This is a genomic window from Arthrobacter sp. Sr24 (assembly GCF_054511175.1).
The window spans coordinates 26,933-53,247 of record NZ_JBTNDB010000014.1 but is presented as its reverse complement, the minus strand read 5'-3'; the positions used below and the strand labels follow the sequence as shown (position 1 = coordinate 53,247).

At 59.4% G+C, this 26,315-nt stretch carries 28 protein-coding genes; 4 read left to right on the top strand and 24 right to left on the bottom strand.

All coding sequences use genetic code 11. The features are described from left to right. Window positions 1–14: 14 nt before the first annotated feature. From ACX80D_RS10820 to ACX80D_RS10810, 3 genes are all read right to left on the bottom strand, one after another. Window positions 15–590 (bottom strand): DUF4870 domain-containing protein, encoded by a 576-nt coding sequence (locus ACX80D_RS10820; protein ID WP_459322669.1) that lies wholly within the window; start codon window positions 588–590, stop codon window positions 15–17. A 153-nt stretch (window positions 591–743) separates the two neighbouring features. Continuing rightward, window positions 744–935, bottom strand: coding sequence for a DUF5302 domain-containing protein (locus tag ACX80D_RS10815; protein ID WP_459322668.1), 192 nt, complete (start codon window positions 933–935; stop codon window positions 744–746). Window positions 936–1,007: 72 nt separating this feature from the next. Then, window positions 1,008–1,424, bottom strand: a complete 417-nt coding sequence (locus ACX80D_RS10810) for a (deoxy)nucleoside triphosphate pyrophosphohydrolase (RefSeq protein WP_459322701.1) — start codon at window positions 1,422–1,424, stop codon at window positions 1,008–1,010. Window positions 1,425–1,555: 131 nt separating this feature from the next. Between ACX80D_RS10810 and ACX80D_RS10805 the strand changes: the two genes are divergently transcribed. Continuing rightward, on the top strand, window positions 1,556–2,788 hold the full coding sequence (locus ACX80D_RS10805) for an MFS transporter (protein WP_459322667.1): 1,233 nt from the start codon (window positions 1,556–1,558) through the stop codon (window positions 2,786–2,788). A 193-nt stretch (window positions 2,789–2,981) separates the two neighbouring features. On the opposite strand, the gene ACX80D_RS10800 is transcribed toward ACX80D_RS10805, so the two are convergent. From ACX80D_RS10800 to infC, 4 genes are all read right to left on the bottom strand, one after another. Then, window positions 2,982–3,893, bottom strand: coding sequence for a TrmH family RNA methyltransferase (locus tag ACX80D_RS10800; RefSeq protein ID WP_459322666.1), 912 nt, complete (start codon window positions 3,891–3,893; stop codon window positions 2,982–2,984). Window positions 3,894–3,974: 81 nt separating this feature from the next. Continuing rightward, entirely contained in the window at window positions 3,975–4,358 is a 384-nt protein-coding gene (rplT, locus tag ACX80D_RS10795) for a 50S ribosomal protein L20 (RefSeq protein ID WP_459322665.1), read from the bottom strand. A gap of 107 nt (window positions 4,359–4,465) precedes the next feature. Further along, window positions 4,466–4,660 (bottom strand): 50S ribosomal protein L35, encoded by a 195-nt coding sequence (gene rpmI / locus ACX80D_RS10790; protein ID WP_103466427.1) that lies wholly within the window; start codon window positions 4,658–4,660, stop codon window positions 4,466–4,468. 103 nt (window positions 4,661–4,763) lie between these two features. Further along, complete coding sequence (infC, locus tag ACX80D_RS10785; RefSeq protein ID WP_459322664.1) at window positions 4,764–5,945, bottom strand: translation initiation factor IF-3; 1,182 nt, start codon at window positions 5,943–5,945, stop codon at window positions 4,764–4,766. 247 nt (window positions 5,946–6,192) lie between these two features. Here infC and ACX80D_RS10780 point away from each other — a divergent pair, with 247 nt between their 5' ends. Beyond that, the gene (locus tag ACX80D_RS10780) at window positions 6,193–6,600 is read left to right on the top strand and encodes a DUF1844 domain-containing protein (RefSeq protein ID WP_459322663.1); all 408 of its coding nucleotides are present in this window, start codon (window positions 6,193–6,195) and stop codon (window positions 6,598–6,600) included. A 203-nt stretch (window positions 6,601–6,803) separates the two neighbouring features. On the opposite strand, the gene ACX80D_RS10775 is transcribed toward ACX80D_RS10780, so the two are convergent. The 8 genes from ACX80D_RS10775 to ACX80D_RS10740 form a co-directional block, all read right to left on the bottom strand. Then, on the bottom strand, window positions 6,804–8,216 hold the full coding sequence (locus ACX80D_RS10775) for an MFS transporter (protein ID WP_459322662.1): 1,413 nt from the start codon (window positions 8,214–8,216) through the stop codon (window positions 6,804–6,806). Window positions 8,217–8,234: 18 nt separating this feature from the next. Further along, entirely contained in the window at window positions 8,235–9,140 is a 906-nt protein-coding gene (locus tag ACX80D_RS10770) for an SseB family protein (protein WP_459322661.1), read from the bottom strand. A 3-nt stretch (window positions 9,141–9,143) separates the two neighbouring features. Continuing rightward, complete coding sequence (gene priA, locus ACX80D_RS10765; RefSeq protein ID WP_459322660.1) at window positions 9,144–9,878, bottom strand: bifunctional 1-(5-phosphoribosyl)-5-((5-phosphoribosylamino)methylideneamino)imidazole-4-carboxamide isomerase/phosphoribosylanthranilate isomerase PriA; 735 nt, start codon at window positions 9,876–9,878, stop codon at window positions 9,144–9,146. A gap of 111 nt (window positions 9,879–9,989) precedes the next feature. Further along, window positions 9,990–10,139 (bottom strand): hypothetical protein, encoded by a 150-nt coding sequence (locus ACX80D_RS10760; RefSeq protein ID WP_459322659.1) that lies wholly within the window; start codon window positions 10,137–10,139, stop codon window positions 9,990–9,992. Then, complete coding sequence (hisH, locus tag ACX80D_RS10755) at window positions 10,139–10,834, bottom strand: imidazole glycerol phosphate synthase subunit HisH (protein WP_459322658.1); 696 nt, start codon at window positions 10,832–10,834, stop codon at window positions 10,139–10,141. Before hisH ends, ACX80D_RS10760 begins: the two co-directional genes overlap by 1 nt. Further along, window positions 10,831–11,457 carry an imidazoleglycerol-phosphate dehydratase HisB gene (gene hisB / locus ACX80D_RS10750; RefSeq protein ID WP_459322657.1) on the bottom strand — a complete coding sequence of 209 codons (627 nt, stop codon included), beginning with the start codon at window positions 11,455–11,457 and terminating at the stop codon, window positions 10,831–10,833. The genes hisH and hisB overlap by 4 nt, the downstream gene beginning before the upstream one ends. Before the next feature lie 188 nt (window positions 11,458–11,645). Further along, complete coding sequence (locus ACX80D_RS10745) at window positions 11,646–12,743, bottom strand: histidinol-phosphate transaminase (protein ID WP_459322656.1); 1,098 nt, start codon at window positions 12,741–12,743, stop codon at window positions 11,646–11,648. Between the two features lie 76 nt (window positions 12,744–12,819). Beyond that, window positions 12,820–13,380, bottom strand: a complete 561-nt coding sequence (locus tag ACX80D_RS10740; protein ID WP_459322655.1) for a LysM peptidoglycan-binding domain-containing protein — start codon at window positions 13,378–13,380, stop codon at window positions 12,820–12,822. A 279-nt stretch (window positions 13,381–13,659) separates the two neighbouring features. Here ACX80D_RS10740 and lexA point away from each other — a divergent pair, with 279 nt between their 5' ends. Next, window positions 13,660–14,403: a transcriptional repressor LexA gene (lexA, locus tag ACX80D_RS10735; protein ID WP_459322654.1), complete on the top strand. Its 744-nt coding sequence runs from the start codon at window positions 13,660–13,662 to the stop codon at window positions 14,401–14,403. Between the two features lie 120 nt (window positions 14,404–14,523). On the opposite strand, the gene ACX80D_RS10730 is transcribed toward lexA, so the two are convergent. Together ACX80D_RS10730 and hflX are read right to left on the bottom strand one after the other, a co-directional pair. Continuing rightward, entirely contained in the window at window positions 14,524–16,548 is a 2,025-nt protein-coding gene (locus tag ACX80D_RS10730) for an ATP-dependent DNA helicase (RefSeq protein WP_459322653.1), read from the bottom strand. Next, window positions 16,541–18,202 carry a GTPase HflX gene (hflX, locus tag ACX80D_RS10725; RefSeq protein WP_459322652.1) on the bottom strand — a complete coding sequence of 554 codons (1,662 nt, stop codon included), beginning with the start codon at window positions 18,200–18,202 and terminating at the stop codon, window positions 16,541–16,543. The genes ACX80D_RS10730 and hflX overlap by 8 nt, the downstream gene beginning before the upstream one ends. 209 nt (window positions 18,203–18,411) lie before the next feature. On the opposite strand from hflX, the gene ACX80D_RS10720 reads away from it, so the two are divergent. Further along, window positions 18,412–18,999, top strand: a complete 588-nt coding sequence (locus ACX80D_RS10720) for a class I SAM-dependent methyltransferase (protein ID WP_459322651.1) — start codon at window positions 18,412–18,414, stop codon at window positions 18,997–18,999. 21 nt (window positions 19,000–19,020) lie between these two features. Here ACX80D_RS10720 and dapF read toward each other — a convergent pair whose 3' ends face one another. From dapF to ACX80D_RS10685, 7 genes are all read right to left on the bottom strand, one after another. Next, the gene (gene dapF / locus ACX80D_RS10715) at window positions 19,021–19,953 is read right to left on the bottom strand and encodes a diaminopimelate epimerase (RefSeq protein ID WP_459322650.1); all 933 of its coding nucleotides are present in this window, start codon (window positions 19,951–19,953) and stop codon (window positions 19,021–19,023) included. 63 nt (window positions 19,954–20,016) lie between these two features. Continuing rightward, on the bottom strand, window positions 20,017–20,970 hold the full coding sequence (gene miaA, locus ACX80D_RS10710) for a tRNA (adenosine(37)-N6)-dimethylallyltransferase MiaA (RefSeq protein ID WP_459322649.1): 954 nt from the start codon (window positions 20,968–20,970) through the stop codon (window positions 20,017–20,019). Beyond that, window positions 20,967–22,544, bottom strand: coding sequence for a tRNA (N6-isopentenyl adenosine(37)-C2)-methylthiotransferase MiaB (miaB, locus tag ACX80D_RS10705; protein ID WP_459322700.1), 1,578 nt, complete (start codon window positions 22,542–22,544; stop codon window positions 20,967–20,969). The genes miaA and miaB overlap by 4 nt, the downstream gene beginning before the upstream one ends. A 78-nt stretch (window positions 22,545–22,622) precedes the next feature. Then, complete coding sequence (locus tag ACX80D_RS10700) at window positions 22,623–23,987, bottom strand: coiled-coil domain-containing protein (protein WP_459322648.1); 1,365 nt, start codon at window positions 23,985–23,987, stop codon at window positions 22,623–22,625. A gap of 88 nt (window positions 23,988–24,075) precedes the next feature. Continuing rightward, the gene (locus ACX80D_RS10695; RefSeq protein ID WP_459322647.1) at window positions 24,076–24,603 is read right to left on the bottom strand and encodes a regulatory protein RecX; all 528 of its coding nucleotides are present in this window, start codon (window positions 24,601–24,603) and stop codon (window positions 24,076–24,078) included. A 6-nt stretch (window positions 24,604–24,609) separates the two neighbouring features. Further along, on the bottom strand, window positions 24,610–25,662 hold the full coding sequence (gene recA, locus ACX80D_RS10690; protein WP_459322646.1) for a recombinase RecA: 1,053 nt from the start codon (window positions 25,660–25,662) through the stop codon (window positions 24,610–24,612). Between the two features lie 397 nt (window positions 25,663–26,059). Then, window positions 26,060–26,281, bottom strand: a complete 222-nt coding sequence (locus ACX80D_RS10685; protein ID WP_459322645.1) for a DUF3046 domain-containing protein — start codon at window positions 26,279–26,281, stop codon at window positions 26,060–26,062. Window positions 26,282–26,315: the final 34 nt, after the last annotated feature.

Below are 26,315 nucleotides of genomic sequence, written 5' to 3'. Positions count from 1 at the left end.
ACTCATGAGCCGTCTTACTTGATGAACTGAACGTTAAACGGGAACTTGTAGTGCTGCCCGGCGCGGAACTGAGCCGGCGCCTTGACGGCGGCGATGATGTGGATAATGAACATTGCAAAGGCAGCAATACCGAAGATGAAACCAATTGCCGGGATTGCAGACAGTACCAGTGCTATCATCCGCAGAATCGAGAAGTTCAAGTTCTGACGGTGGAACTCATCGGCAAAGCTGTTCTTGCCCTTTTCCGTCAGGAAAAAGATTAGGGCTGGAATCCAGCTGAAGAATACCGATAGCCAATAGTTCAGAACCACGGTACCTGCGGGGTCAACAGCACCCTGCTGGTACTGCTGCTGAGGAGCCTGGGGGTACTGCTGCTGAGCAGGCGGCTGCTGGTAGGGCTGCTGCTGAGCCGGGCTCTGCTGACCATAGTTCGGCTGCTGACCGTAGTTTGGCTGCTGGTACTGCGACGACTGGGGCTGCTGGCCGCCATAGCCAGGCTGCTGGTATGGAGCCGATGCAGGTGTCTCGGGTGCGTTGTAGCCCGGAGGCGTCGGCTCGACCGGCGGTGTCGGGGAATTGTTCTCGTTCACGTGATCTCTCCTTGGTTTAGATTCTTAATTACCAACCTAGTCGCTTTCCGCCCGGCCCGCCTGCAATTGACACAAAGGCTTAAAAGCAACAAAAGCGGCAGGAACCCGAAGGTTTCTGCCGCTCTTGTGCACTGCCGCATCCAAATCTAGGGACTATCCGGACTTGCGGCGGAATTCACGCTTGTGCGATGCAGCACCGTGGGAAGAGTTAATCTTGGGCCCACCTGCGGCAGAAACGCTGCCGTGTTGCTGGTTCTTCTTGTTCTCCAGGGCCTGCCGGAACTTTTCTTTCGTTTCCTCGCTGGCACCTGCGGCGGCTTGTTCGTCGTGATTATCAGTCGTCATGGCACAACCTCCTTGGGGTCTTCAGCACCCAGTCTCGCACAGGCTATTGCATTTCCGCACCCAATGGAGGCATTAATGTTGGGTGAATGCGATCAGCGCATGCACAATCGGCAAGTCGGCAGGAATCCACGGCAATGCCAAGATTTCCGGACCTGCCAGATCAACCCACAGTAGCGAATCGTGGTCCTCCAGCGGTTCCGGGGTTCCTTCCGTCGCTTCAGCCAACCACACGCGCATGGCAGCGCCACTGTTCAAGGGCCAGCCATCCGGCGTCGTGCCTTCAAGTTCGGCACCTAGCCGTGCAGTGATCCCTAACTCTTCCCGGACCTCTCGAAGGAGTGCTTCTTGCGGCCCCTCTCCGGGTTCGACTTTGCCTCCGGGGAACTCCCACATGCCCGCAAATTCAGGCGGTGCAGTGCGTCGGGCGGCCAAAAGCATTTGCGGTTTTTCAAGCGAGTCAACTAATGCTGCGCCTACGATTTGTTTCATTGTCGTCACTAGGCAAGTCTAGGTCGAACTAGACTGGGAGGGACTTCTTCATGTCGAGCCGTTGCGCACTGTGGCGCCGGCACCTACCGCTTTAGCGGAACCGGAACCCCACCTTGTGAAAGTTCGTTTCAATGACCCAGCTTAAAAACCGGCCGAACACCACCCCGCCCTCGCCCAACTCCGTTGCTTGGGCAATCTTCGCGCTAGCCATTGGCGGCTTTGGCATCGGCACCACGGAATTCGCCATGATGGGCTTGTTGCCCAACGTGGCCGAAGGCGTAGGAGTCAGCGTCCCCACCGCCGGCCATGTCATCTCCGCCTATGCTCTCGGAGTGGTGGTGGGCGCACCGCTACTGGTCGCCATTGGCGCAAAAATGCCGCGCAAGACGTTGGCGCTGGGCTTGATGGCCCTGTTTACCGTAGGCAACTTGCTCTCCATCTTCGCCGTGGACTACAACACCTTGCTGATCACACGCTTCATCGCGGGCCTTCCCCACGGCGCATTCTTTGGCGTGGCGGCAGTATTAGCAGCGTCTTTGGTCGCCCCTAGCAAGCGCGGACGGGCCATTTCGATGGTCATGATGGGCTTGTCCATTGCCAACGTGCTCGGTGTTCCGCTCGCTACGCTTGTGGGCCAGCAGTTCGGGTGGCGCTGGATGTTCGTCCTGGTCGGCATCATCGGTGTCATCACCATGGTGTTCATCGGGATATTCATTCCATCTCAAAAAGCTCAGCCCGGTGCGAGCCTGCGCAAGGAACTGGGCGCGTTGCGGCGCGGCCAAGTCTGGCTGACGTTGTTGGTAGGCGTGGTTGGTTTTGGTGGCTTCTTTGCCGTCTACACCTACGTTGCCAACACCATGACCGATGTTGCCGGCTTCGATGCAGGGTTCCTGCCCATCATCGTTGGCCTCTACGGCGTGGGCATGGTGGTAGGAAACTACATTGGCGGAAGGCTCGCCGATTGGTCCGTCATGGGCAGCATCTACGCCGTGATGACCTTCATTGCTGCCATGTTGGTGTTGTACGCAGTCTCAGTCCATATTCAGTGGATGGCGCTGCTGATGATCTTCGTGATTGGCGCCTCAGGCGCCATGCTCATTCCTTCATTGCAGACGCGTCTCTTGGACGTCTCGCCCGGGGCTCCAACGCTGGCGTCCTCCCTGAACCACTCGGCACTGAATATGGCCAACGCGCTCGGGGCTTTCGTGGGCGGGCTGGTCATCACGTGGGGATGGGGATTCACTGCACCTGCGCTTGTAGGCGCCGTCTTGGCCGTGTTGGGCTTGGGCATTGCCCTGATCAGTGGCCTGCTTGATAAGAAGGATCTGAGCGGCCAGAAAGGCTTGAAGGCCCCCTCTCAGTAGGAGCAGAAGTCCCTGCAAAAGATCCTCCCCGCACAATCCCTCAAGGGGTTGAGCGGGGAGGATCTTTTTTTGACGCTCCAGCGGTGCCTGCCATCCGTAGCCCGGTGCCCGGAACCCGGGACGGTGCCCGAGGTCCGGGACAGTACGCCGAGGTCCGATAGGGCCTAGTCACACGCTCCTGAGCTACACCTTGTTAGTGGCTCCGGCGTTGTGCCCTTGCGCTGGCGTACAGGCACACCGTTGCTGCTGTTCCAAGGTTGAGTGATTCAGCCGCCCCATAGACAGGAACGGCTACACGGTAATCAGCCAGAGATTTCTCTTCCCCCGCAAGGCCTTGGGCCTCGTTGCCAAAGAGCCACATGGTGGGAGCTGCCAAGTCATAGCTGGAATCTGGGATTTCCTGGTCAAAGGCGCGTGCGGCGCTCTCGTCTTGCAACAGGTCTAGATTCAGCTGGCCGTAGCCATCTGCGGCGAGGATTCCCACACCAGCTTCCTTGGCTGCTGCGACAACCTGGGCTACATCGGCGCCTAGCACAACAGGCAGGTGGAACAGTGAGCCCGCCGTGGAGCGGACAGCCTTGGGGTTGTAAATATCCACGCTTGACTGGGAGAAGATCACGGCGTCTGCGCCCGCTGCATCAGCTGCGCGGAGAACCGTTCCAGCATTGCCCGGGTCCTGCACACGGCACAACATGGCAATCAGTTTAGGTTTGGTAGCCAAGACTGCTTCAAGAGGAACGTCCACGAAATTGCACACAGCTACCACTCCCTGAGGGGAGACTGTATCTGTCATGGCAGCGAGAACCATGTCACTGGCGATTCGAATTGAGAGGCGGGAGCCGGGGTCCGAGGCCGCTTCAAACAGCTCGGGAAACTTCTTCAGGCACTCAACCGTGGCGTACAGGGCCTCCACCACCGGCGTCCCGCCGGCATCCAAGCAGTCGCGGTGTGCACGCAGTGCTTCACGGACAGCCTGAGGTCCCTCAGCGAAAAACTGACGACGCTTTAAACGGCCCGAGCGCCCAACCAGTTTGGCAACATCCCTCACTCGATCTGCTCGAGGATTAGTCATTGCATCTGCTGGCGGGCGCCCGGATTCATTCATGCTTAGGACTTTAGCAGTCACTGCACAGGAACTTAGAACTCAACGGCTCCAAGGTAAAACAGTCATACGGTAAAACGAAAATTACTTAGCAACCGGAGCTGAAGTATCAGCAGGCAGTGCAGCCTTAGCCAAGCCAACCAGTGCGGTGAAAGCACCAGCGTCGTTGACAGCCAGGTCGGCCAGCATACGGCGGTCAACCTCGATCTGTGCAGCCTTCAGGCCCTGGATCAAGCGGTTGTAGGTCAGGCCGTTGGCGCGTGATGCAGCGTTGATACGCTGGATCCACAGGCGACGGAAGTCACCCTTGCGCTTGCGGCGGTCACCGTAGCTGTACACGAACGAGTGCAGCAGCTGCTCTTTGGCCTTACGGTACAGGCGTGAACGCTGTCCACGGTAACCCTTTGCGCGCTCAAGAATAACCCGACGCTTCTTGTGGGCGTTTACAGCCCTCTTCACACGTGCCACGTGCGTACTCCTTCAATTTTAAAGATCCCAAGCCAATCATGCCAGGGAAGGCTTTGATGAATGGTGTTAGACCCTGAACTGGGAATGACACCGATTGACTTGCGAAATTAGATGCCGAGCATCTTCTTGATGTTGCGCACATCTGCCTTGGCAACCAGGAGGTCACCCTTCAGGCGGCGCTTCAAGCTGGAGGGCTTGTGCTCCAAGTAGTGGCGGCGGTTAGCCTGCTGGCGAACGAGCTTACCGGAACCGGTCAGCTTGAATCGCTTCTTAGCACCACTGTGTGTCTTCATTTTAGGCATGAGGACCTATCTCCTTACGTATCCACCGGCGCTGCCTGTGGTTCTCTTGCAGCGACCGATTGGGTCACTGTGTGGGTGTATTCACCGCTGAAAGGTATGAACCTTATTCAGCTGAGCTGGGGGTCTCCGTCGCGGCGGCAGGCTTTGCAGCTGCAGCCTTCGCGGCGGGTTTTGCTGCTGCCTTGGCGGCGGGCTTCGCAACAGGCTTTACTGCTGCGGGCTTGGCCATCGGCTTCGGCATGGGGATGGGCTTTGCAGCCACGGGCTTGGGAGCAACTGCCGGTTTTGGAGCAACTGCCGGTTTCGCTGCGGGAGCCTTAGCTGGGGCTTTCACCGGAGCGGACTTAGCAACGGGTGCCTTGGCTGCGGGAGCCTTGGTAGCAGGTGCCTTGGCAGGTACGACGGCGGGAGCCGGCTTTTCTACCGGGGCTTCCTTGGCCGGAGCTACTTCGGGCGCCGCAGTTTCGTTCCCGGCGGCAGTCTCAACGACTTCCTCCGTTACCGTAGCGGCAACTTCCTCAGTAACGTCGGCGGCGGGAGCCGGCACGTCTTCGTTAAGGTGCAAACCGTCAGGCAAGAGATCCGCCAGAGACTGAGTCATGGGCGCCTTGTTGTCGCGGTCCACATCAACACGGGCGGTGCCATTAGCCACTGCCTCGTTGTGTGCCTTCGCATCGGCGCGCTGCTGGTGGCGGCGTGCCTCAGCCTTGGCTTCGGCCTTGTTCTTCAACGGGCCGATGACCATGACCATGTTGCGGCCGTCGATGCGGGGGCTGGACTCGATGATGCCAACCTCGGCAACATCTGCGGCGAACTTGTTCAGCAGGCGCATACCCATTTCGGGGCGCTGCTGCTCACGACCGCGGAACTGGATCATGGCCTTGACCTTGTCACCGGAACCGAGGAAGCGAAGTGCGTGACCGCGCTTCGTCTCGTAGTCGTGCGTGTCAATTTTGAGGCGGAAGCGAACTTCCTTCAAAACGGTGTTGGTCTGGTTCTTGCGGGCTTCACGAGCCTTGACGGCGGCTTCGTACTTGTACTTGCCGAAGTCCATCAGTTTGCACACCGGCGGCTTAGCCGTCGGTGCGACCTCAACCAGATCCAAGTCAGACTCGGCTGCCAAACGGAGGGCGTCTTCAATGCGAACGACACCTACCTGTTCGCCTGCTGGTCCAACCAACCGCACCTCGGGGACGCGAATTCGATCATTGATGCGTGGCTCGCTAATGTGTGACTCCTGTTGCTTGAAAGTGTGAATACCATCAGCAACGAAGAAGGCCCCCAATTTGCTGATGCAATGGAGGCCTCGAAGAATTGGCGTGCAGACCCGTTACGGGTACTGTCTGGCTCTCCATGAACGGAAAGCGCCAACCTAAACCAGACAACTCCATTACTGGGTCGAAAGGTGGGAGAGGACTCCACTTGCAAACACGATTGTAGTACATTTCTCAGCTCACAAAGAATCCTTAGTTGGGATTCCTCGGGACTGCCGAAATAACAGCATCGCGTTGGTCTGTGACAAGCTTAGCAGTATGAGTAGCTCAGATAATAATTCGGACACCCGCAACACCTTCCAGCCCGCCCCGGAAGAGGCCCTGAGCGATAGCCAGGCAGCTTCCGTAGTGCGCGACATCGCCGAAGTTCCCGCCATCGAGGTCATCACCACCGCGGCCGTTCACCTCATGAGCGCAGCAGCGGTCAAGTGTGGCTTGGCGGCAGGCCCGGACGCCGAAGAGCTCAAGGACCTAGATGAGGCCCGGAAGTTGATCACCGCTCTGGCCGGCTTCGTCACAGCCGCGGCCCCGGAAATTGGCAGCCAGCACGCCGGACCGTTGCGCGATGGCCTGCGTTCACTGCAGCTCGCATTCCGCGAAGCTTCAACCATCCCGGACGCGCCGGGCAAGGGACCGGGCGAGAAGTTCACGGGCGCCGTCAACTAGTCCCACTCGAACTAATCCCACCCGCTCCAAGCATGAACGTGGGCCCACCCACCCACTTCCCCTGGTGACCTCCCTCCTCACTCAGGGTTTTCGCGAAAAATGCCACCGTTTGGGTAATATGCCACAGTTTAAACTGTGGCATATTACCCAAACAGTGGCATTTTTCATGCGGGGTCGGAAAACTCAGCTGCATCACGAGCTACTCAGACGGGATCCGGCTCCCCCAGCAGGTCATCAAGCTCGCCGGAAACGTCACCCAAGGTGTCGTTCTTGTCGCCGTCCGTGAGGTCGTGACTGCCCACCGCGCCGTGACTACCTGCCGCGCTGCGTCGGCGACGACGCCAGATAGCCATAGCGAACAATCCGATGATCGACAAGAGGCCGCAGACCAAACCTATGATGGCAAAGCCGGCCCACGGGCCGATGCCATCAATCATGGCCCCTGCAAAAGGGGAACCCATGGCGCTACCGATAGTCATGGAGGAGCCGTACCAGCCCATGGCCTCACCGCGGCGCCGTTCGGACACCAGGTCAGCAATGTGTTCAGCGCTTGAGGTCAGGACCGGAGCGCAGAGTAGGCCCGGAAGAATCGATAGCAGCCCCAACATCCACGCATTAGTGGCAAATCCCATGGGGATGATCAGGATCGCCATAGCCATCAGTAGCCACAGCGGATTGATGGAGCGCTTGAGGGCACCGTAGAGAATGCCGCCAACGATCGAGGCTCCACACCAGAAGATGAACACGATGCCCAGATCACCAACGACGTCGTTTTCGCGCATGACCGCGACCATACCCACGTTGGTTCCAGCCAAAACCAGGCCGGCGCCCAAGGAGGTGCCCAAAATAGCCAGCACCGCGATATTGACCCAGCGCAGATTGTGTCGAGCCCCTCCCCACAAACGGCCCAGCGCGTTCTTCCCCGAGAAGTCCGGTGCTTCACGATCCTCGACTGCATCCAACGGATGGGACTCAACCACGCCGACGGAGACGAATGATCCTTTTTGGCCAGTTCTTGTGGGCGGGTTGAAAACCATCAAAAAAACACCGGCAAGGGACGCGGTGACACCGATGATGATCAGACCCACCACCGTGTGAATGGTGGTTGCTATCAACACACCGGCAGCGGGCCCAATCATAAAGGTGATTTCAGCGCCCATGGAATCCAATGCGTAAGCGGTGCGCCGCTGGTCTTGGGGCACCATCACGCTGAGTGCTTGGCGTACCAAGGAGAAGATGGGGACAGCAAAGATACCGCCAATGAAGGCAGCCAGCATAAGGAGCTGGAAATTCAGGAACGGAGCTAAACTCCACACCACTACCTCGGCGAACACAGAGGGCAGCAGCGCCTTGCGTAGCCCATAGAGGTCCACGAGCCTTCCTCGCCACGGAGCGCCGAACGCCATGCCGATGGTGATGGCCGCAGCAATAAACCCTGCTGAGGCGTAGCTCAGCTGCATCGTTTCAACCACATGCAAAGTCAGCAGCACACCTGCGGCTGCATGCGGAATACGCGCAAACATGGCCACAATCAACAGCCTGCGCACAGGTGCGACCGCGAGGATTTCACGGTAGGCAGCAAAATTCACTTCGGTGAGCTCTCTTTCGTGTTCCATCACATGAGAGCGCCGAGGCTACGTTGCGATGGTGTTGTCCTGAATATGGGGGTGCCGAAGGCGAACATGGATTGAATCCACTGCCTGGGCAAAATACTCATTTGCTGCCCAAGAAGCTTGCAGAGCAGAGAGCACACCGTTGACCGACACCTGGTCCAGCCCGGGCAATAAGGTGATGGTGACACAGAGTTCTGGGCCGATTCCACCGCCGGACACTATCAGTGCCGACGGTTCAGCTTTTGAGTACCACTGGGATTGTATGCCCTGACCGGCGCTGGCAGAAATGTCCACCACTGCTGTGTTACCTAACGAAGACACGGACTCGCGCAAAACACGCTGAACCGCTGCATCGCCGTAGCTGGGCTCCCACTGTTGCTGTTGCGCGAGCGACCACATGGCCGGACGGCGCACCACAAAAGGACGCTCGGAGCCGGGATCTAGGACCAGCAGCTGCGCTTCTTCGGCCACCGCAGACAACGCTGCCCGCGCTGCATAAACGGCAACCGGGCGTGCCTCAGGATGCCAGCGGGCCAAAGCCCCAGCATTGGAAAATACAGGCAGCGCTCGGCGACCATCAGGCCCTTGTACCGTCACCAGTGCCATGTCCGATTCCTTGTCCGAGACCAGACCAGTCTCACCCACGGTCTGTTCGGCCAGCTGCGCCACGATCGGAATGAAGACCCGGGCAGTGGCGAGAGAGGCAACAACCTGCGCTTCGCTGCCGTCACCTGCCGCAAGCGCCTCAAGAGCGGCGGCAAACCCGGTGTCCATGGCGCCGTCGTCGGTGTCAAAGTTGTGGTACTTTTCCTGCGCGGGAAGATCCCGGCCCGCCCAGGGCTGCCCGGCAGAATCGGTGCTGCCGCCAGCACCGGCCAGAGCCGCTGCGATATGTCCGGGCAGATGTTTCTTGGGCAGCTCAGTCATGATTTAGCGACGGCCTGCAACATCAAGGGCCTGCGGGAGCGTGAACGCGCCAGAGTATAGAGCCTTGCCAACAATGGCCCCTTCCACGCCTTCACCAACCAATTCGCGCAACACCCGCAGGTCTTCAAGGCTGGAAATTCCACCCGAAGCCACCACAGGTTTCGAAGTGCGGGTGCACATTTCGCGCAGCAGCTCCACGTTGGGTCCGCGCAACGTGCCATCCTTCGTGACATCCGTGACCACGTAACGGGCGCAGCCGGCATCTTCCAGGCGGGCCAGGACTTCCCAGATATCCCCGCCTTCCTTGGTCCAGCCCCGCCCTGCCAAGGTGGTGCCTCGAACATCAAGGCCCACGGCGATCTTGTCACCAAAACGGTCAATGACCTTTGCGGTCCACTCGGGGTTCTCCAGAGCGGCTGTGCCCAAGTTGACGCGGCCTACCCCAAGTTCGAGTGCTGCTTCCAGCGTTGCGTCATCGCGCAGACCACCGGAGAGCTCAACCTTGATGTCTAGGGCCTGCACCATTTCGCGCAACAACTCCGTGTTTGAGCCACGGCCAAAGGCAGCGTCAAGATCCACAAGGTGAACCCATTCTGCACCGTCGTTCTGCCACTTCATGGCCGCTTCGAGTGGGGAGCCGTAACTCGTTTCCGAGCCCGCCTCGCCCTGCACCAAGCGCACGGCCTGGCCGTCCACAACGTCTACAGCGGGCAGCAATTCCAAAATGGGGGTGGTCATGGGGTCCTCAACGTTGTTTTATCTACGGGTGGAAACGACAGGATGAAAATTGCGGCACGGCCGCGGGTAGTGCGTGAAATGAGAAGAGCCTGAAGCAAGAAAAGCAGAAGACTAGAGCGTGAGCAAGTAGGCGGCAATGAGTGACATGGCGGCCAGTGCGGCAAAGCTGATGGGGATCCAGCGCGCGGTTTTCTGCTGGTAGAACGTGTACGCTCCACCGATGAGCAGGCCAGCCAAAGCCATCAACAACAACGAATACATCAGCGAGCCGCCTTTGTCAGGGAATTGACCCAGTTACGCAGCATGCGCGCTCCCGCGTCACCGGATTTCTCCGGGTGGAACTGTGTTGCACAGAGCGGGCCGTTTTCCATGGCCGCGATGAACGGGGCACCATGCTCGGACCAGGTCACCATGGGCGGACGCATTTTGGGCTGCAGGACTTCAAAGTCCCACTTTTGCACACCATAAGAATGTACAAAGTAGAAGCGTTCGGATTCCACACCTTCAAAGAGCATGGATCCTTCCGCCGCAGTCACAGTGTTCCAGCCCATGTGCGGGACCACGGGTGCAGGTAACAGTTCGACCACTCCAGGCCACTCCCCCATGCCTTCGCGATGGGTGCCGTGCTCTACACCGGCGTCGAAGAGGACCTGCATCCCTACGCAGATGCCTAGAACTGCCCGGCCACCGGCAACGCGGCGTCCGATCATACGCAGAGCATCAACGGCTTTGAGCTCGTCCATGACCGAACCGAAGGCGCCGACACCGGGAACGACCAGACCGTCGGCGTTCAGAACATCCTCGGGCTTGGCGCTGAGCGTAACCACTGCACCGGCACGTTCCAGCGCGCGGACGGCGGAGCGGACGTTACCCGATCCATAGTCCAGCACCGTGACCGTGGGCTTATCACTACCGGCGTTGTTGCTTACTGCCGCTTCGCTAACTCCAGAACTCACAAAAGACCCTTCGTGGATGGGATTCCGGTGACGCGGGGATCGGCTTCAACGGCCGAGCGCAGTGCCCGGGCGAAAGCCTTGAACTGTGCTTCAACGATGTGGTGCGGATCGCGGCCAGCAATAACCGTCATGTGGAGGCAGATCTGCGCATGCAAAGTGATGGCTTCAAAGACGTGGCGGGTGAGCGATCCCGTGAAGTGACCGCCGATCAGGTGGTACTCCTGACCGGCAGGCTCGCCGCCATGTACCAAGTAGGGGCGGCCAGAAAGATCCACCACAGCGTTGGCCAGTGCTTCATCCAACGGGACTGTGGCTTCGCCAAAGCGGCGGATCCCAGCCTTGTTACCCAGCGCTTCCTTGAGTACTTCTCCCAAGGAAATGGCCACGTCTTCTACCGTGTGGTGGGCATCGATGTGCGTATCACCGGTGGCTTTGATGTTCATGTCAATCAGGGAGTGCTTAGACAAGGCTGTGAGCATGTGGTCATAGAAAGGCACGGAGGTATCAATGTTTGACACGCCGGTACCGTCGAGGTTGATCTCCACCATGACGCTTGACTCGCTCGTGGCACGTTCCAGGCGGGCAGTACGTCCCTGGCCGGGATTCGGGCTGTTCTCAGTCATTGCGGCAGTCCTTTGTTGTGGTGCGCCTTCACACCCGGCAGTTACCGGGCAGGGACGGGCGCGCAAACGTAATTGGTGTAGTGCTACCAGTTTAGGAGAGAAGGCATGATTATGCCCAAACCTGTCCCCTAGTGGGAATACCGCGAGAAGGAAGCCCCCATGTTCGACGGCGGCGCCTCCGCAGTTCGCTAGGCGGTGAGGCAGGCGCGCAATCCCTTGAGGAACGCCGTGGTCTCGGCTTCCGTTCCCGCTGTGACGCGCAAGTGGCCGGGAATCCCGACGTCGCGGATCAGGACGCCGTCGGCTAGCAACGCCTCCCAGACGGCATGCGGGTCCTCAAGTCCACCGAAGAAGACAAAGTTGGAATCAGACGGCGCGGGGCTCAGCCCTAACTCAATGAGCTCGGCGACAATCCGGTCCCGCTGCACTTTGATCTGCTCCACATTGGCCAGTAATGACGTGGAGTTCCGCAGAGCCGCCACTGCAGTTGCTTGGGTGATGGCGGAGAGGTGGTACGGCAGGCGAACCAGGCGCAGAGCGTCGGTGACCTCCGGCGCAGCGGCCAGATAGCCTAGCCGCGCACCGGCCAATGCGAAGGCCTTACTCATGGTGCGTGAGACCACCAATCGGGGCCTGCCTTCGAGCAAGTTCAGGGCACTCTTAGTTCCGGTGTGGGAAAACTCTGCGTAGGCTTCGTCAACAATGACCACGGTTTGAGACGCCTCGCCGGCCGCGTAGACGGCTTCCACAACATCTAGGCCCAAGGCCGTTCCGGTGGGGTTGTTGGGCGAGCAGAGGAAAACGAGGTTTGGCGCGTGCTGACGAACCTGTTCGGCGGCGGATTCTGCAGAAAGGCTGTAGTCCTGAGCACGGGATCCTGCAATGTACCCTGTTCCGGTTCCGCTGGCCAGCAGCGGGTACATGGAATATGTGGGAGGGAATCCCATTACGGTGCGTCCCGGGCCTCCGAAGGCCTGCAGCAACTGCTGGAGCACCTCATTGGAACCGTTGGCCGCCCAAAGATTATCTTCACTTAGGCTGTGGCCAAGATACGCCGCCAACTCTTGGCGCAGGACGGTGAATTCCCTGTCCGGGTAGCGGTTTAGTCCATCTAGCTCTTGAGCCACGGCTGCCAGGATTGCTTCCTTGGCGTCTGCCGGAACACCAAAGGTATTTTCATTGACATTCAACAGCACCGGAACATCAAGCTGTGGTGCTCCGTAGGGGTGCTGGCCACGCAAGTCGTCACGAAGCGGCAATTGACTTAGGCGTTCAAACTGGTCCATACCTTCCAGCATATTTGCAGGCCGCGGAAAAGTCCGAAACGATGACACCATGCGGACACCGTCTCCCGGAGTAACGCTACTTCGGGATGGGGACGTAAAGTCGCTGACCTGCCTGCAGAACGCCCGTGCCCAGCTCGTTCAACGCAATGATTTCACGGACCACATGACGCACATCGCGAGTGGGGTCGGCAGCACCGGCGATGCTCCACAAACTGTCGCCCTGCAGGACTGTCACAGCCACAGCATAGTCAGCCATGTTGACCGCCTTTACCTCACTAGCCGCGTTTGCCGGACTAGCAAACGAGCCAGCCATGATGGCGAAAGAAACAAACAAGATCAGCGCCGCGGCAGCGATGGCCGGGATACCGAAGAACACCAACCGGCCACGGCGTGTCAAACTGAGCCCAGCACCGGCAAGCACGTTCAGGGAACTACGACCCATTTCCCCGGACGACTCTGCACCAAACCGTGCTTCGTCAGACTGGGCAGCGGGCGCCCGCATACTGGTGGATCGAACAGCACCGCTTCGAACAGCACCGCTTCGAACACCGCCATGATTACCAGCACTACTCACAGTGGGCGCCGCACCGGCTAGGGACGCGCCAAAGGATGCGTGGGAGATAAGCAATGCGTTCATGATTTCTGGTCCTTTCACCGTGAACCTAGGATCCCTGGGCTAGCTGCATCCATCGGACCAAGATTCCACAATCAACATATTCGATAGAACGTATGTTCTAATTTCCTACTAGTACAGTTTTAGCATCTATAGACGACACTTGCCAAGAGCAAATAGAACAAATGTTTGAAATTCGCCTCTTCGTGGCTTAAACTTGCAGAACAAGGATTGGCCGCTAGATGCAGTCCACCAGCAGGCACTGACATTGTTCAGGGCAGCCACGAAAGGACCGACGGAACCATGGCGCTTCCAGACCCGCCGCACCGCATTCCCCAAGCACCCAGCCGCGCTGGAATGAAGGGGCTGACGGTACGGCAGAAGAAAATTCTCGAGTGCATCCAACGATGCATTGCCGACAAGGGCTACCCGCCCTCGATGCGCGAAATTGGCGATTCAGTGGGGCTGGCGAGTCTCTCCAGCGTCACTCATCAGCTGACCCAGCTGGAGCGCCATGGCTATTTACGCCGTGACCCTAAGCGTCCCCGTGCCATGGAAGTTCTTATCCCGCTGGTGCTGGACAGCGGCGTTGTCGAAATTGAAGGGGTGAGCGCCCCCAAGAATCTCCGCAGTTCCAATGGACTGAATTTCGCCGAACTGAGCAGCTCTTCGGACACCGCGTTTGTGCCGCTAGTGGGCCGTATCGCCGCAGGTGGACCCATCCTGGCTGATCAGTCAGTGGATGACATCATGCCTCTGCCACGGCAGATCGTAGGCAGCGGTGAGCTCTTCATGCTCCGAGTTCAAGGTGACTCGATGATCGACGCCGCCATCTGCGACGGTGACTGGGTGGTTGTCCGTCAACAGCCAACAGCCAACAACGGGGACATCGTGGCAGCTTTGCTCGAAGATGAAGCAACGGTAAAGACCTTCCGGCAACGCGACGGTCACACGTGGCTGCTGCCACAGAACACCCGCTATGAGCCGATTCTGGGTGACCATGCCACCATCATGGGCAAGGTCGTCTCGGTCCTCCGAAGTCTCTAACCGTTGCCAGTCATTATCAACGAGTAGCTGCTGGTGCGCCGCGGCCGGATCCTAGCGCAGAAATACAAATGCACCCCCGTAAGCTCGATAGCTGACGGGGGTGCTTTGGCGTCGCTGGGACTACTTGCCGGAGAGACGCTTCAGGGCACCCAAAGCCACGGCTCGGTCCTTAGTGGACCAGAAGGGCGGCAACGCAGCGCGTAGAAAACCGCCGTAGCTGGCATTGGCCAACCGAGAATCTAGCACAGCAACCACTCCCCGGTCCTGGCTGGAACGGATCAAGCGGCCCACACCCTGGGCTAACCGCACAGCGGCATGAGTGGCAGAGATGGCAATAAATCCGTCGCCGCCACTTTGCGCCACGGCCCGAGCACGCGCCGTGACCAGTGGATCGTCTGGGCGCGGGAACGGGATCCTATCAATCACCACCAGCCGGCAGGAGGCTCCTTGAACATCAACACCCTGCCATAGCGACATGGTGCCAAAAAGGCAGGTGTCCGGTTCGTCGGCGAACTGCTTAATGAGTCCGGACATGGAGGAGTCGCCCTGGCACAAGATCTTCACCTTGAGCTTCTTGCGGAGCTTCTCAGCCGCATCTTCAGCAGCACGCCGCGAAGAGAACAGCGCCAGGGTTCCGCCACCTGCCGCGGTGATGAGCGCTTCCAATTCATCTAATTGCTCAGCGGACATCCCGAAACCGGGTTTCTGCAGATGGGCCGCAACATAGAGCATGCCTTGTTTGGGGTAGTCGAATGGTGAACCCACATCCGCTCCCGTCCAGGCGGGAGCGCTGGGGCCCAAAAGCCCCAGCCCGCCAGCGGTGGATTGGAATGACTCGCCGATAGCCAGTGTTGCTGAAGTGAGCACCACCGTCCGGTCGGCAAACAACCCTTCGCGCAATTTCATCGCCACGCTCAGTGGCGCAATATTGAGCACCGCCGGCTCAGTTTCATCCGCTTTCTGATAGCCCTTCCCCGGCGCGAAGGCGCCTGGACGCGACGCCCACACCACCTCCCGAGCATCATTGGCAACCAGCAAACGTTCGCATAAATCGAAGATCAAGTTGAGCCTGGAACGGGCAATGGAACGCCCGCCGTCGGCGGCAGCATTGCCCTCCGGCTTCGAATCGGACAAAGCTGCTCGCACTGCATCACGCAACTGCTCCACAGCCTGCGCCTGCACTTCATTGAGTCCCTGCGGGAACAGCCCCTCAGGAACGCCAGCTAGGGCCAGGTCCAGTGCCGCGGCGCTGGCATGCAAGGCATCAACTGAAACAGCGGTGTGCTTGCGGGTGCTTGACGCCGCAGCCTGCACCATCTGCACGGAAAGTTGCCCGGTAACAGCTCCTGTCACACGATCCTGAAGCTCATGCGCTTCATCGACCACCACCACGTCATAGTCGGGAAGAACGGCGATGCCTTCAAAGGCACTGATGGCCAGCATGGCGTGGTTGGTGACCACAATGTCAGCCTCTGCTCCGCGGGCACGGGCCAGCTCGGAGAAGCATTCGGTTGCCATGGGACACTTCTGGGCGCCCAGACATTCCATGGAGGTTACAGAGACCTGCCGCCAAGCTTTGTCCGTCACTCCCGGAACAATTTCGTCCCTGTCACCCGTGTCTGTTTCCTGGGCCCATTCACGCAGACGCACCACGTCCTTGCCAAGCTGTGAGGTGGGCCCCGAGGTGGCGCTCGGAGGGTGGGCAACGTTGTCTTCACCGAGACTAAACAGGGCGCCCTCACCGGTATCTTCGGTTGGGAAACCGCCAGCCAGTTTTTGCTGGCACACATAGTTACTACGGCCTTTGACCAGCGCAACATCAATGGCCCGCGGCAACATTGGCTTCAGGGCAGCCAATAGCCTAGGTACGTCTCGGCCCACAATCTGAGCCTGGAGAGCCAGGGTGGCCGTTGCAATCACCGCAGGTTTGTCACTGGTCAGGGAGTTCACGATCAGTGGTATCAGGTAAGCAAGTGACTTGCCGGTCCCGGTTCCCGCTTGAACCAGCAGGTGGTCACCACTCTCAAGGGCGGCAACCACCCGGCGTACCATTTCATGCTGGCCGTCACGACGTTGCCCGCCCATGGCATCGACGGCCCGATCCAAAAGGTCCAAGGCCTGCTGAGAAAGTTCACTATCAGGCATGCTGGACAAACGGTTCAACCTCTGCAGCCAAGTCTTCTCGGACCCGAACCTGAACCAAGGTGCCTTGCTCGCCATGTTCCAGACTGATGATCTCAGCATCGCTGCGATGCAACTTGTTCAGTACATCGCCACGCTCGTAGGGAACAAGCAATGTGAGCACCACGCTGGGGTGCGGAATGCCGTCCTTGATGGCTTCGAGCAGCTCCTCGATACCTTGTCCTGTTCTGGCCGAGATCACCAAGGAACGGGACTCGTGTTGGCGAAGACGTTCCACCACAAAAGGATCGGCAATATCTACCTTGTTCAGGATGATGATTTCGGGGATCTGTAGTGCCCCAACTTCAGCAAACACCGAGCGCACTGCAGAGATCTGTCCTTCGGGGTCAGGGTGGGAAGCATCAACAATATGCAGGATCAGATCTGCGTCGGCAACTTCCTCCAAGGTGGAGCGGAAGGCCTCCACCAGCTGTGTAGGCAGTGCCCGGACAAACCCAACAGTGTCCACCAGGGTATATCCCAGGCCATCGGATGTTTCGGTTTTGCGGACCGTTGGATCAAGCGTCGCAAACAGGGCGTTCTCGACCAGCACCCCAGCATCCGTGAGGCGGTTCAGCAGCGAGGACTTGCCCGCATTGGTGTAACCGGCGATAGCCACCGAGGGCACGTTGTTACGTTTGCGGTTGGCACGTTTAGTTTCACGCGATGGAGCCATGGCCGCAATCTCACGGCGCAACTTAGCCATGCGGGTGCGGATCTTGCGCCGGTCCAGTTCCATCTTTGTTTCACCGGGACCACGAGAGCCAATACCGCCACCTGCGGCACCCACCCGGCCACCAGCCTGACGAGACATGGAGTCACCCCAGCCACGCAGTCGTGGCAAGAGGTATTCCATTTGGGCCAATTCAACTTGAGCCCGGCCTTCACGGGATTGAGCGTGCTGAGCAAAAATATCCAGAATCAGAGCCGTACGGTCAATGACCTTGACCTTGACAACCTCTTCAAGCGTGCGCCGCTGGGACGGTGAGAGGTCACCGTCGATGACGACAGTGTCAGCGCCGGTAGCGTGCACCATCTCTTTGAGCTCCTGAGCCTTACCTTGGCCCAAGAACGTTGCCGGATCAGGTTTGGCTCTGCGCTGAACCAGACCATCCAAAACTTCCGATCCGGCCGTTTCAGCCAAGGCAGCTAGCTCCCGCAATGAGTTCTCAGCATCGGCCATGGTTCCAGAGGACCACAGACCCGCGAGCACAACGCGTTCAAGACGCAATTGGCGGTACTCGACTTCGCTGACGTCTTCGAGTTCAGTGGACAGGCTTGCCTTGCGGCGCAGCGCGTTGCGGTCAGCCAAATCGCTCTGATCACCGTCAAAGCGGCTGTGTTGGAAATTCAGCGTGGACACAGCTTGCGCCCGCCCTTCGAGGGGCCTTGTTGCGGGGGCACCCCCGAAGGGGTCCTGCGCGTCAATGTCCTCATCCGCACGCGTGGCACGGGAAGCAGCCGCGTCTTTGGCCAAAATCCGGTCAATCACGGCTTCGATTTCCGCGGCGGAAAGGGACTCCTCCCCCGTGCTGTGGCCCTGTGAAGGTACCGTGGGCTCCCCATCACGGGGCAGCTCATTGCCGTCGGAACCATTGTGTGCAGATGCGTGGGACATATTCTCCTTATAGGCTGTTACCTTCAATCGTAGTCCGAGCCACCGACACTCACACCTTTTGAGGTTCGTGGCTTGTGGATAATCACACGTGTGCAGGCACTGCGCTTAGGCGCGCCTAGATACACTTTCCGAGAATTGGGCACTAATCTGGCATGACTATGGGTACTCAGGGTGCAGATCACTATTTCAGTTCACAACCGGCCACACCAATGAAACGTCGGCCCCTTCGCGTCTTTTTGGCTGGCGAGGAGCGCAACCTCCACACGGCCGGGGGCATTTTCAGCCCCGATGGCGTGGACAAAGGCACCACCATCTTGCTCAACGAAGCCCCGCCACCGGCCACCGCCGGCAACCTTTTGGACATCGGCTGCGGCTGGGGACCCATTGCGCTGACTCTGGCGTTGCGCTCCCCTGAAGCAATGGTCTATGCAGTGGACGTCAATGAGCGATCCATCGAGCTGACCGAGGAAAACGCCAAGGCTGTGGGCTTGGTCAACGTCAAAGCGTCAACTCCCGACGCCGTTGATCCGACTTTGCGCTTTACGACCATCTGGTCTAATCCGCCCATCCGCGTGGGTAAGGCCGAGCTGCACTCGATCCTGATGATGTGGCTGCCCCGGCTGGCCCATAACGGCACGGCCTACCTTGTGGTGCAGAAGAACCTTGGTTCGGATTCTTTACAGCGCTGGCTGACAACCGAACTTAGCGAGCAGTTCCCCGAGGCCGGCTTTACTGTTACTCGCGACTCGACAAACAAGGCGTTCAGGATTCTGAAAGTCACCCGCACCAACCCCTAGCCGGCCCCACGCAGCTGTGCACTAGGCGCTCAGCCCGTCGGCAAAGACGCCTTCGGCCACCATGACGGCGGGCCCGCTCAGTTCTACGTGCTCGCGGCCATCTGGGCCGGCAAAGAAACGCACGCCCACTATGCCGCCCGGCACCGCTACGGCCCAGTTGTCCGGGGCCTGGTCGCCGGCCCAAAAACGGGTGGCCGCCGCCGCTGCACAGGCACCTGTCCCGCAAGAAAGTGTCTCCCCCACGCCACGTTCGTGAACACGCATACTGATGCGTCCGACGTCGTCCGTCACCAAGGGCTCAGCTGGCACCGCAAACTCCACATTGGTGCCGTGTGGGGGTTCCGGGGTGACAATGGGCGCCACGGTGAGGTTGGCGGCGGCCAGTTCACTCAGGTCTGCCAGCGCTACGACCGTGTGCGGATTGCCCATGGTGATGGACAGGGCAGGGCGCGCCACGGTCAGCCCGGTCGTCTCGACTAAGGAGTCGCTGCCGCCAGGGGCCTGCTCAGGGTGAATGAACCCCCAGGGGCCCATGTCCACCCGATAGCCGTCGGCTGTGCGGGCCACGATCTTCACGCCGGCCCTGGTGCCGATCACCAGCTCTTCGCCAGCTCCCAGTTTCACGAGTCCCTGAGTCACCAGGAAGTGGACGAACACCCGTACCCCGTTGCCACACATCTCTGAGATGGAGCCGTCGCCGTTGTAGTAATCCATGAACCATTCGGCGGCCGGATTTGCTTCCAGCAGCGCCGTCCCTTCCGGGATGTTCTTGGAGCGGACGGCACGGATCAGCCCATCTCCGCCCAGTCCACGGCGCCGATCACACAGCCGGGCAACCTGCTCTGGCACGAGTTCACGTTCACCCCCGGGATCGGCCACCAGCACAAAGTCGTTGCCGGTGCCGTGGCCTTTTCCAAAGCGCAGGCCTGTCAGGGAGGTAGTGGTTGCAGTCATGGATTAACTCTAAAGCACCCCACGCACGACGCCGGTACTTGGCTTTCGGCGCGCAGGGCTGACTCAGCTGCGGGCAGGGCTGGCACTGGCAACCAGTGCCGCTGCCGCCTCATTGAGATCCGGCTGGGACCAATCCAGCCAGTGAACGCGTGGATCGGCCCGGAACCACGTGAGCTGGCGGCGAGCAAATTGGCGCGTGGCCACAATGGTTTCCTCACAGGCCCGCTCGACGGTGGACTCGCCGTCGATAACGCGTAGAAACTGCTGGTAACCGAGTGCCTTGTGCGCTGTGCGCCCCTCTCGCAACCCTTCGGGAATGAGGGCCCTGACTTCTTCGGGCAGACCAGCATCGACCATCTTGTGAACACGCACGCCCAGACGCTGGTGCAGTTGGGCCCTGTCACCGTTGAGTCCGATCTGCACTGTGGGACTGATGTACTGGCGATCTGGCATGAACGAACTGAAAGGCCGTCCCGTCAGTGCATGCACTTCTAGGGCCCGGACCACGCGCTTGCCGTCGTTGATGCGGGCAGCGGAGACTGGGTCCACCTCGTTCAGGCGCTGCAGCAGCGCAGCCAGGCCAGCGTTCTCCAATTCCTTCTCTAAGACAGCCCTGACGTCAGGGTCAGTGCCAGGGAATTCCAAGACGTCCAAGGCGGCCCGATTGTAGAGACCGGAACCACCCACCAGAATGGGCAGCTTGCCTCTAGAACGGATGTCCGCGATGGCGTCACGGGCCAGCTGTTGGAAGGCAGCCACCGTGGTGTCTTCCTTGACGCTGAGGAAATCCAGCAGGTGGTGTGCGATACCGCGCCGCTCTGCTGGTGGTAGCTTGGCAGTCCCAATGTCCATGCCCCTGTAAAACTGCATTGAGTCGGCATTGATGGCCTCGCCATCAAATCGCTCTGCCAACGCCAACGCCAACTCTGATTTACCCGAGCCTGTCGGTCCAACGATAGCCACCACGGGACGCTGCTCCGGCGCGGTTTCCACGGGAACGGCCGGGGCTGGGCTCATGCTGAACGAACCGGAAGCGTCGGCATGCCCAGACTAACCTTGGGCCGAACGGCGTCGGAAGTTCCAGCCGCGGCGGGGACTCCGCAGGATTCTGCTTGGGCCAAGTCCCAGGCATCGCCGGCGCGTGAGCGGCGCAGCTGGTAGTCGGCAAGATCAGGGTCCGCCACGAGGTGGAATGCCGCAGCACCGGTAATGGTGACGCTGACCAGATCGCCGGGGCGCGGGGCCTGGGCACCTTCGGGGACGCTGAAGTGGACCAGCCGCTGATCCCGGGCGCGCCCGGACAAGCGGTTGGTCTCAGCAGCCTTGCGACCGGAGGTCGCTGTCACCATGACCTCCACCGTGCGGCCAATCTGCAACGCATTCTCCTGCGCACAGATCCGGTCCTGCAGTGCCGTCAACCGCAAGAAGCGCTCTTGAACAACTTCCTTGGGCAGCTGATCGGGTAGATCAGCGGCAGGGGTACCGGGGCGCTTGGAGTACTGGTAAGTGAAGGCGGTGGCGAAGCGTGACTTTTCAACGACGTCGAGCGTGGCTTGGAAATCTTCCTCGGTTTCCCCGGGGAAGCCCACAATGATGTCGGTAGATATGGCGGCGTGCGGGATTTGTTCGCGCACACGGTCCAGAATTCCCAAGAACTTGGCCGAACGGTATGACCGGCGCATGTCCTTGAGGACCTTATCGGAGCCCGATTGCAGGGGCATGTGCAATTGCGGCATGACGTTGGGGGTTTCGGCCATGGCCTCAATGACATCGTCGGTGAATGCCGCCGGGTGCGGGCTGGTGAAGCGGAGCCGTTCCAAACCCTTGATCTCGCCGCAGGCACGCAGTAATTTGCCAAATGCTAGCTTGTCTCCGAACTCCACCCCGTAAGAGTTCACGTTTTGACCCAATAGCGTGACCTCGATGGCACCGTCGTCGACCAGTGCCTGAATTTCGGCCAGAATTTCCCCGGGGCGGCGGTCGCGTTCCTTGCCACGCAGCGACGGCACAATGCAAAAAGTGCAGGTGTTGTTGCAGCCGACGGAGATGCTGACCCAGCCCGAGTACACCGAATCGCGGCGAGTGGGCAAAGTTGAAGGGAACACCTCGAGGGACTCGAGGATCTCCAATTGCGCATCAGCGTTGTGCCGTGCGCGTTCGAGCAGAACGGGCAAAGCCCCCACATTGTGTGTACCAAAAACAACATCCACCCAGGGTGCCCGCTTCTGGATCGTCTCGCGATCCTTTTGCGCCAAGCAGCCGCCCACCGCAATTTGCATGCCGGGGTTGGTTTCCTTGATGTGTGCCAGCATTCCCAAGTTGCCGTAGAGCTTGTTGTCGGCATTTTCGCGGACCGCGCAGGTGTTGAATACCACCACATCGGGAACAGCTTCGCCGTTGGCATCAACTATGCGTGCTGGACCGGCTTCTTCAACGGCCACCATCCCGGCGGTTTCCAACAGCCCGGCCATGCGCTCTGAGTCATGGACGTTCATCTGGCAGCCATAAGTGCGTACCTGATAGGTGCGGGGTTGACTGGCTGGGGTTGCTGTGCTTACGGGGCTGGCGGAAGGATCAACGCTATTTGGGATCAGGCTCACCGGTCAAGCTTAAGACCAACAGCCTCAGAACAGCTAAACGGCCCGGCTACTTGGGCCGGGGAGTGGGTCTCAGTACCAGCCAATACTCTGGGAATGGTTCCATGCTCCGCACGGCGATCCATAACGGTTCTTGATGTAGCCCATGCCCCATTCGATCTGAGTTCTGTAATTTGTCAGCCAGTCGGATCCGGCGGAAGCGTACTTGCCAGGAGGTAGCGACTGGGCAATGCCATAGGCGCCGCTGTAGGGGTTGGTGGCGTTGGTGCGCCAATTCGATTCCCGCTCCCACAGCTGGTTTAGGCATTGAAATTCGCTCTGCGCCCATCCATAGGCACCTAGCCGCGAGGACGCGTAGGCCTTGGCGCCAGCTGGATCATTGACCGCACCGCCAGGAATATTGGGTAGCAGGACCTCCACGGGAATGTAACCACCGCCGGGGTTGGTCTCCGCCGGTGGAGTAACAGGTATGGGTGCAGCAGGTTTGGGCGCAGCAGGTTTGGGCACAGCAGGTTTCGGTGCCGGGTTCTGGTTGCCGGGCTGCGGCGCTGGTTTGAGGGCCCCTGGTTTTTGTTGTGCGGCCTCTGCTTGGCGCTTCGCTTCGGCCTGTCGGGCAGCTTCTGCCGTCTCCGCAGCTAGGCGTTTAGCTTCCTGCGCCTCGTTATAGGCGGCTAACTCTTCCTGCCCTTGCCTGTACTGCGCTTCTTTGGCTGCTGTGGTGTTCTTCAGGGTAGCCAACTGAGCAATCAGAGTGGCGCTTTGCTCCTTTTTGGCATCTAACTGTGCCACCACGGCATCTTGTGCGGCAACAGCGGCATCCCTTGACACCAATGCCTCAGCAGCTAATTGCGCTCGCGCGTCCTGCGCTACTTGCCGGGTCTTCTCAAGGGCACTCGCTGCCGCCTGCGATTGCTGGGACATGGCTTGTTTCAGGGCTGCTTGCGCTCCGACGTGTTGCAGCAACTCCACACCGTTGAGACTCTCAGGTGTTTCCAGCGCCGCGACAGCGGCAAAAAGACCGAAATCGGTGCCGCCGTTTTTATAACTTTGAACAGCGACGGCAACGGCTTCTTTTTTGTGTTTGGCCGCCTGCTCACCCGCACGGCTGGCCTGCTCATTCAAGACACTCACCTCCGCGGCGGCGGCCTCGAGTTTGTTTTCAGTCACGGCGTAGCTGGCGCCAGCTTCAACTGCCGCTGTGCCCAGGGTGCCGGCTTCGTTTTCCAGTGCGTCCAGCAACTGCCCAATCTTGGACACTGCGCTGGTCGTGGCTGCCGCATCGCCCTTGGCAGCTTGGACTTCCGCCCACGTTGGGAAGCCCGACGGCGGCACCTCTTGGGCGAGTGCTGGCCCGACAGCAACCCCGCAGACGAGGAAGATCCCTGCAGTAAAGGTGCCGACAAGGAATCTACTCAGGGGTGGAAGTTGAGTACGCATATGTCGCCAGCATAGCTGGTACTGGGGCCGTCATACAGAAACAGACGCCGGATCCCCCACTGCAGCAGCCTTTCAGCTCAGAAGTTTCTCAATCTTCAACGAGGCTTTCATCGATCACTTCGCCGACGATACCGAAGGCGAGGGAGGGGTTGAAGCCTTTCCGCGCCAGCATGGCCACCCACCTGCGGGTGTATTTATCCCGTTCGTCCCGATCCTCCAGACTCATGGAAGGCCGGACCTTGCGCTTCACCAGATCACGAGCCTGCTCCCGCTCCGTATCGTCATCAACCTGCGCCAGGGCATCCTCGATGAGATCCTCTGCGATGCCCTTCTCTGCCAATTCTCGCCGTAATGCTCCACGGGCCAGTGATTTGTACAGTGACCGGGTGCGGACCCATTCTTGAGCGAATTCGGAATCATCGATCAGCTTGACCACCTCGAACCGGTCCAGCACCGCTTCGGCTACATCAGCAGGAATGTCCCGTTCGGCCAGCTTCTGGCTGAGCTGGAAGCGACTCTTGGCAGAGTGAGAGAGCTGGCGCAACACAATGGATCTTGCAGTTGACGCCGGGTTGGCGTCAACTGCCGGCTCCGGGTTGCAACGTGCGGTATTCATGTCGGCCTAGAAACCGTCTACTGCCTTGAGCTTGGGGGCTTCCTCATCTGCGGTGGGAGCAATGACTCCAACACCGAGCTTGGCTTTGATCAGACGCTCCAGTTCATCGGTGAGTTCCGGGTTGTCCTTCAAGAATCGACGTGAGTTCTCCATGCCCTGACCCAGCTGGTCGCCGTCGTAGGTGTACCAGGAACCTGACTTGCGGATGATGCCGTGCTCCACACCCATGTCAATGATTCCGCCTTCACGCGAAATACCCACACCATAAATGATGTCGAATTCAGCGATTTTGAAAGGCGGGGCCATCTTGTTCTTGACAACCTTGGCCTTGGTGCGGTTACCAACGGCATCCGCACCTTCTTTCAAGGTCTGGATGCGGCGCACATCAATACGGATGGACGCGTAGAACTTCAGCGCCTTTCCGCCCGTAGTGGTCTCTGGGCTACCAAAGAACACGCCGATCTTTTCACGCAACTGGTTAATGAAAATGGCGGTGGTCTTGGTCTGGCTCAGGCGTCCGGTGATCTTACGGAGCGCCTGGCTCATTAGACGAGCCTGCAGGCCGACGTGACTATCTCCCATGTCGCCTTCAATTTCCGCACGCGGCACCAAGGCTGCCACGGAGTCAATAACAATGACATCCAGAGATCCTGAACCAATAAGCATGTCCATGATTTCCAGGGCCTGCTCACCGGTGTCCGGCTGGGAGACCAGCAGTGCGTCAGTGTCAACACCAAGCTTGGCGGCATAGTCGGGGTCCAATGCGTGCTCAGCGTCGATAAACGCGGCAAGGCCGCCAAGCTTCTGCGCACTAGCCACGGCATGAAGAGCCAGGGTGGTCTTACCGGAAGACTCCGGCCCATAGATCTCCACGACTCGCCCGCGAGGCAGTCCGCCTATGCCCAGAGCCACGTCCAAAGCAATGGACCCGGTGGGGATTACTTCAATGGGTGCGCGAATATCATCACCCAAGCGCATAACGGAGCCCTTGCCGAATTGCTTGTCAATCTGGGCCAATGCTGCTGCCAGCGCTTTGTCACGGTCTGCGGGAGCGGCCATGATTCACCTCGGTCTTTCCTTTGCGCCGTTTCCGGCCCCTTGAACTGCGCGTTGGGCGCGATCCACGGTCTGTGGTTGATACGGTCAGTGCCCGGACCCAATGGTCTGCTCACTTTGTGATTCTTTGCCGGTTTCCCGGCAACCTGCCTAGCCGTTAGCTCTGCAGGCTTTTTCTCCATACCTAAAACGCTAGTTCAAGGGTCTGACATTGTCTGCTGCCACCGGTGCTCAAGCCCAAAATTGTGGAGAACTTTTTTGCTTCCTCCACAGGACGGCACTACCTCAGTATAAAGAATATAGAATAAGTATTCGAACTTCTCGCGGCGTGTCGCGGAGTTCTCGTTTATTAAACTCTGCGCTTCCGGAGACTAAAGGCGCTTCGCGCATGCGTGTGCCACTAGTTCTTGGGCGCTATGTCCCGGCCTAACCATCGCGATGGGGGTACGTCCTGGACTTTGCACACCTCGAGCCAGATTTCCTTAGGGTCGAATCCGGCGCGTAACGCCTCACTTGCAGTGTTTCCCCCGACCCCGGCTAAAACCAGATCTCGGGCAAGTACCCGGGAATAGGAGGGAGAAAATTCGTCATCCATCAATCGCCAAAATTCGCTAACTCTCACTCCCCCATTCTCGCACGGCTGCCTCCTACGGCAG

Coding starts and splice junctions, on each gene's coding strand:
- ACX80D_RS10815 (WP_459322668.1), bottom strand. CDS start 935: ATGACGACTGATAATCACGACGAACAAGCCGCCGCAGGTGCCAGCGAG.
- ACX80D_RS10810 (WP_459322701.1), bottom strand. CDS start 1,424: ATGAAACAAATCGTAGGCGCAGCATTAGTTGACTCGCTTGAAAAACCG.
- ACX80D_RS10805 (WP_459322667.1), top strand. CDS start 1,556: ATGACCCAGCTTAAAAACCGGCCGAACACCACCCCGCCCTCGCCCAAC.
- ACX80D_RS10800 (WP_459322666.1), bottom strand. CDS start 3,893: ATGAATGAATCCGGGCGCCCGCCAGCAGATGCAATGACTAATCCTCGA.
- rpmI (WP_103466427.1), bottom strand. CDS start 4,660: ATGCCTAAAATGAAGACACACAGTGGTGCTAAGAAGCGATTCAAGCTG.
- ACX80D_RS10780 (WP_459322663.1), top strand. CDS start 6,193: ATGAGTAGCTCAGATAATAATTCGGACACCCGCAACACCTTCCAGCCC.
- ACX80D_RS10775 (WP_459322662.1), bottom strand. CDS start 8,216: ATGGAACACGAAAGAGAGCTCACCGAAGTGAATTTTGCTGCCTACCGT.
- ACX80D_RS10770 (WP_459322661.1), bottom strand. CDS start 9,140: ATGACTGAGCTGCCCAAGAAACATCTGCCCGGACATATCGCAGCGGCT.
- priA (WP_459322660.1), bottom strand. CDS start 9,878: ATGACCACCCCCATTTTGGAATTGCTGCCCGCTGTAGACGTTGTGGAC.
- ACX80D_RS10760 (WP_459322659.1), bottom strand. CDS start 10,139: ATGTATTCGTTGTTGTTGATGGCTTTGGCTGGCCTGCTCATCGGTGGA.
- hisB (WP_459322657.1), bottom strand. CDS start 11,457: ATGACTGAGAACAGCCCGAATCCCGGCCAGGGACGTACTGCCCGCCTG.
- ACX80D_RS10745 (WP_459322656.1), bottom strand. CDS start 12,743: ATGGACCAGTTTGAACGCCTAAGTCAATTGCCGCTTCGTGACGACTTG.
- ACX80D_RS10740 (WP_459322655.1), bottom strand. CDS start 13,380: ATGAACGCATTGCTTATCTCCCACGCATCCTTTGGCGCGTCCCTAGCC.
- lexA (WP_459322654.1), top strand. CDS start 13,660: ATGGCGCTTCCAGACCCGCCGCACCGCATTCCCCAAGCACCCAGCCGC.
- ACX80D_RS10730 (WP_459322653.1), bottom strand. CDS start 16,548: ATGCCTGATAGTGAACTTTCTCAGCAGGCCTTGGACCTTTTGGATCGG.
- hflX (WP_459322652.1), bottom strand. CDS start 18,202: ATGTCCCACGCATCTGCACACAATGGTTCCGACGGCAATGAGCTGCCC.
- ACX80D_RS10720 (WP_459322651.1), top strand. CDS start 18,412: ATGAAACGTCGGCCCCTTCGCGTCTTTTTGGCTGGCGAGGAGCGCAAC.
- dapF (WP_459322650.1), bottom strand. CDS start 19,953: ATGACTGCAACCACTACCTCCCTGACAGGCCTGCGCTTTGGAAAAGGC.
- miaA (WP_459322649.1), bottom strand. CDS start 20,970: ATGAGCCCAGCCCCGGCCGTTCCCGTGGAAACCGCGCCGGAGCAGCGT.
- ACX80D_RS10700 (WP_459322648.1), bottom strand. CDS start 23,987: ATGCGTACTCAACTTCCACCCCTGAGTAGATTCCTTGTCGGCACCTTT.
- ACX80D_RS10695 (WP_459322647.1), bottom strand. CDS start 24,603: ATGAATACCGCACGTTGCAACCCGGAGCCGGCAGTTGACGCCAACCCG.
- recA (WP_459322646.1), bottom strand. CDS start 25,662: ATGGCCGCTCCCGCAGACCGTGACAAAGCGCTGGCAGCAGCATTGGCC.